Here is a 3,680-nt window from a genome sequence, read left to right as displayed (position 1 = left end):
CGGCCTCTTCGACCGCGATCTCGCAGAAGGGGTTCATCGACATCTTCACATTGGCGAGGTCGACGCCCGTCTGGTCGGGCTTCACCCGGGCCTTGACGTTGTAGTCGATCACCCGCTTGACCGGGACCAACACCTTCATGGTTGCTAGCGCCTCAAAATGCTTGGGAGAAAACGAGAGGAGAATGGATCGAGGGGGCGATAGCGTATCCGGCGCCGTTTGCAAACCGCCCGCGCTTATGGGCCGCCCATCCGCCCCGGTTGTTCTGCGGGCGCCTGACGTAGCGTCCGCAATCCTCTATGGAGGGGCCATGAACAAGACCATCGAGCGCACCAAGCTCATCTTCATCGGCATCTTCGCCGTCGCCAACGTCGCGATCCTGGTGTGGACCCTGGGCTGGGCCCGGCCGCAGGAGCGGTGCGAAGAGGCCCACAAGTGGTGGGACGGCTCCTCGCGCGTCTGCGCCCAGCCGATCCTGACCTCCGACGTCACCGGCCGGATGATCACCGACGCCAAGGCCCGCGCCGAGGCCCTGAAGGAGCTGGGCCGCCCGGTCCTGGCCCCCGCGCCGGCGCCGAAGCCCTAGGCCCAGATCGCCGGCCAAGCCCCCGCAAGGCCGATCACCGCCAGGATCAACAGCCCGAACTGCGGCAGGATGGTCAGCAGGGCGCCCGGCGTCCGCGACTCCGGCGCGCCGACGTAGAGGCGCATGTAGAGCAGCCGCGCCAGCACGAACCACAGCCCGAAGGCCGACGGCAGCCAGAACAGGGCGTGGAAGGTCAGCGTCGCCAGCCACAGGAGCGGCAGGAACGAGATCATCTGCTCCCCGGTGTTGAGGTGCACGCGGCAGGCGCGCTCGAACTGCGGATGGCCCTGCATGGCCGGCGCCGGGATCTTGTGTATGCCGCGCAGGACGCCCACGCGCGCGGCCATGAAGATGTAGACCGCCACCGCCAGCAGCGTCACGACGACCGCCAGGCTCATTTCCTTGTCCATGGTCTCCCCCCTCTCGCTGTGTTTCAGCCTCGCGCCAGTTGGCGACCAAGCCAAGCCCTAGCGGGTCGCGCCCGACCGCCAGAACACCTCGGCGGCGCCGCGGTCGTTGGCGTGGCGGGCGGCCACGAACAGCAGGTCCGAAAGCCGGTTCAGGTAGCGCATGGCCGGCCCGCCGACCGGCTCGCCCGCCTCGACCAGCCGCACCGCCTCGCGCTCGGCGCGCCTTGCCACGGTGCGCGCCAGGTGGAGCGCCGCCGCCGCCGGCGTCCCGCCCGGCAGGATGAAGGACTTGAGCTCGGGAAGCTCGGCGTTGAGTGCGTCGATCTCCGCCTCCAGCCGGGCCACCTGACTGTCCAGGATGCGCAGGCGCGAGCCTTCCCCCTTTTCTCCAGGGGCCTCGTCCGGCGCGGCCGGGGTCGCCAGGTCGGCGCCCAGGTCGAACAGCTCGTTCTGCAGCCGCGCCAGCAGGGCGTCGAAGTCGCCGCCGGTGTGGATCCGCGCCAGGCCGATGCAGGCGTTGGCCTCGTCCACCGCGCCATAGGCCTCGACCCGCGGGTCGGACTTGCTGACCGGCTTGCCGCTCGCCAGCCGTGTCGTCCCGGCGTCGCCGGCGCGTGTGTAGATCCGGTTCAGGGTGACCATGGGCGGCGGGCGGTCAGTGCCGGGCGCGCCACCAGGCGACGCCGACAATCAGGCTGATTGCCACCGCCTGGACGACCACACGCAGCCGCATGAGCTTGTTGGAATAGGACCGGCCAAAGTCGCCGCCGCGGAAAAGAGCGTAGATTCCGAACGCCAGGACCGAGGCCACGACGAACAGCGCGACATAGATCAGCATGTTGAGATCGAACATCTGGCGACCTTATGCGCCTTCGCGCTTGCGAACCACAGACAACTCCGCTATGGCCGCGTTTCACCCATGGTTGGTGAGCGTGTTCAGCGAGCCCAAATCGTTGAGTTGTCGAATTTCAGCCCCAGTTACGGTTCATACGGGCTCGCCTTCGTCCCCGCCGCAATCCAACCAGCCTCAAAAAGTTACTTGGACAGCGTCGTTTCCGGCTGCTCTCAGGCTGAGTAACTCGATACATGAACATGTTCACCGAGCCGTTTCGGGACGTGCGGCCTTGGACGAACACAGCTAGAGAGGACGGTCCGCCGTCAAAAGCCCATGATGCATCATACCCAGATTCACGCCGCAGATGAGACCTCGGTGAAGGCGCCGACCCGTCGCGCGCTCGCCAAACAGCAGACCCGCGCCAAGGTGCTCGCCGCCGCGCGCCGCCTGTTCAGCGAGCAGGGCTACGAAGGCGCCACGATCCGCGACATCGCCTCCGCCGCCGGCATGTCCACCGGCGCGGTGTTCGCCAACTTCACCGACAAGTCGGACCTGTTCCGCGAGATCATGCTGGCCGACATGGGCTCGCTCGCCGAGGCGATGGCCGAGGCCGCCGCCCAGGGCAACGGCCCGCAGGACAGCCTGCTGCGCCTGTTCGTCGCCGGCTACCGCTTCTACCAGACCCAGCTGCCGCTCGCCCGCGCCGCCTTCAGCGTCGGCTGGTCGCCGGTGGACGGCCCGGCGCTGCGCAACGCCGCACAGGTGCAGACCATGCTGGGCGTCATCACCGACCAGATCCGCAAGGGCGAAGAGAGCGGCGAACTGGTCATGGGCGCCGCCTCGGCGCTGCGCGCCCAGATGCTGTTCGACGCCTATCTGTCCAACTTCGACCAGGCGATCTTCCAGGGCTGGACCATCGAGGCGCTGGAGGAGCGGGCGAACGAGCAGATCGCCATCCTGCTGGCCGGCGCGCGGAAGAGCTAGGGCTGGAGCTGGGCTTCCGGCGCCGTCTCTCAGAATGAGATGACCACCCCCAGGGACACCTCCGAGACCTACCCGGACGGCGCCGCGGCCACCCCCGCCGCGGCGGCGGCGCCGCCGCCCGCGCAAACCCTGCAGGCCGCGCCTGCGCCCAACCTGCGCCAGACGCAGAAGGAAGCGACCCGCAACCGGGTGATCGAAGCGGCCAAGGAGCTGTTCGACACCCAGGGCTACCAGGGCACCACCATCCGCGAGATCGCCGCCCACGCCGGCGTCTCGGTGGGCAGCGTCTTCACCACCTTCGCCTCGAAATACGAGGTGCTGAGCCAGGTGATGGTCGATCGCCTGGACGGGCTGTACGGCGAGTTCGACCGGGTGATGCCGCACCTGCGCGGCTCGACGCTGGATCGCCTGCGGACCATGTTCGCGATCCACTTCGCTTTCGAGGTGCGCCACAAGCGGCTGTTCCTGGCCTATATCGCGGCGGCCTTCGACTGGACCCTGCCGGGCACCTCGACGCCCATGGGCCGCAACCAGCGCCTGCAGGAGATCATCTGCGAGTGCCTGCAGAAGGGCGTCGAGCAGGGTGACGTCGACCCGGCCATCAACCAGCAGGAGGTGCGTGACCTGCTGATGGCGGCCTATGTCTGGGTCTACCGCCTGGCCGCCTGGCACGACGCCGACGCGCCCGCCATGACCGAGGTCATGGACCGCCAGATCGCGCTGATCGCCGCCGGGTTCGCGCCGAAGGGCCAGGCCTAGGTGTCTGGTCCCGCTGTGTGGGGGACTCAGCTTAGCTGAGTGCTCACATCGGGAGGCTCTATGGGCCAGATACTCCACGGCAGCGCCACGACCACGCACGCCATCCGA

Annotated in this window: 6 protein-coding genes and 1 pseudogene; 3 read left to right on the top strand and 4 right to left on the bottom strand. The window is 68.2% G+C overall.

The window, feature by feature from the left end:
- Positions 1-139: pseudogene (locus VGL85_RS08980) on the bottom strand (electron transfer flavoprotein subunit beta/FixA family protein); the annotation flags it as partial.
- 169 nt (positions 140-308) lie between these two features.
- Between VGL85_RS08980 and VGL85_RS08975 the strand changes: the two are divergent.
- The gene (locus VGL85_RS08975) at positions 309-584 is read left to right on the top strand and encodes a hypothetical protein (protein WP_331588227.1); all 276 of its coding nucleotides are present in this window, start codon (positions 309-311) and stop codon (positions 582-584) included.
- Here VGL85_RS08975 and VGL85_RS08970 read toward each other — a convergent pair.
- From VGL85_RS08970 to VGL85_RS08960, 3 genes are read right to left on the bottom strand one after another with little or no spacing between them, the layout of a single operon-like run.
- Entirely contained in the window at positions 581-994 is a 414-nt protein-coding gene (locus VGL85_RS08970) for an MAPEG family protein (protein ID WP_331588225.1), read from the bottom strand. The two genes, VGL85_RS08975 and VGL85_RS08970, sit on opposite strands and share 4 nt — an antisense overlap.
- Positions 995-1,051: 57 nt before the next feature.
- Positions 1,052-1,636 carry a cob(I)yrinic acid a,c-diamide adenosyltransferase gene (locus tag VGL85_RS08965; protein ID WP_331588223.1) on the bottom strand — a complete coding sequence of 195 codons (585 nt, stop codon included), beginning with the start codon at positions 1,634-1,636 and terminating at the stop codon, positions 1,052-1,054.
- Positions 1,637-1,649: 13 nt separating this feature from the next.
- A complete protein-coding gene (locus tag VGL85_RS08960; protein ID WP_414695212.1) occupies positions 1,650-1,847 on the bottom strand; it encodes a twin transmembrane helix small protein in 198 nt (65 codons plus the stop codon).
- 318 nt (positions 1,848-2,165) lie between these two features.
- On the opposite strand from VGL85_RS08960, the gene VGL85_RS08955 reads away from it, so the two are divergent.
- Positions 2,166-2,813, top strand: coding sequence for a TetR/AcrR family transcriptional regulator (locus VGL85_RS08955; protein WP_331588221.1), 648 nt, complete (start codon positions 2,166-2,168; stop codon positions 2,811-2,813).
- Between the two features lie 39 nt (positions 2,814-2,852).
- Entirely contained in the window at positions 2,853-3,572 is a 720-nt protein-coding gene (locus tag VGL85_RS08950) for a TetR/AcrR family transcriptional regulator (RefSeq protein WP_331588219.1), read from the top strand.
- The last annotated feature ends 108 nt before the right edge of the window (positions 3,573-3,680 follow it).

Source organism: Phenylobacterium sp. (assembly GCF_036501465.1).
Lineage (GTDB): Bacteria > Pseudomonadota > Alphaproteobacteria > Caulobacterales > Caulobacteraceae > Phenylobacterium.
This window is presented reverse-complemented; position numbering and strand designations above follow the sequence as displayed.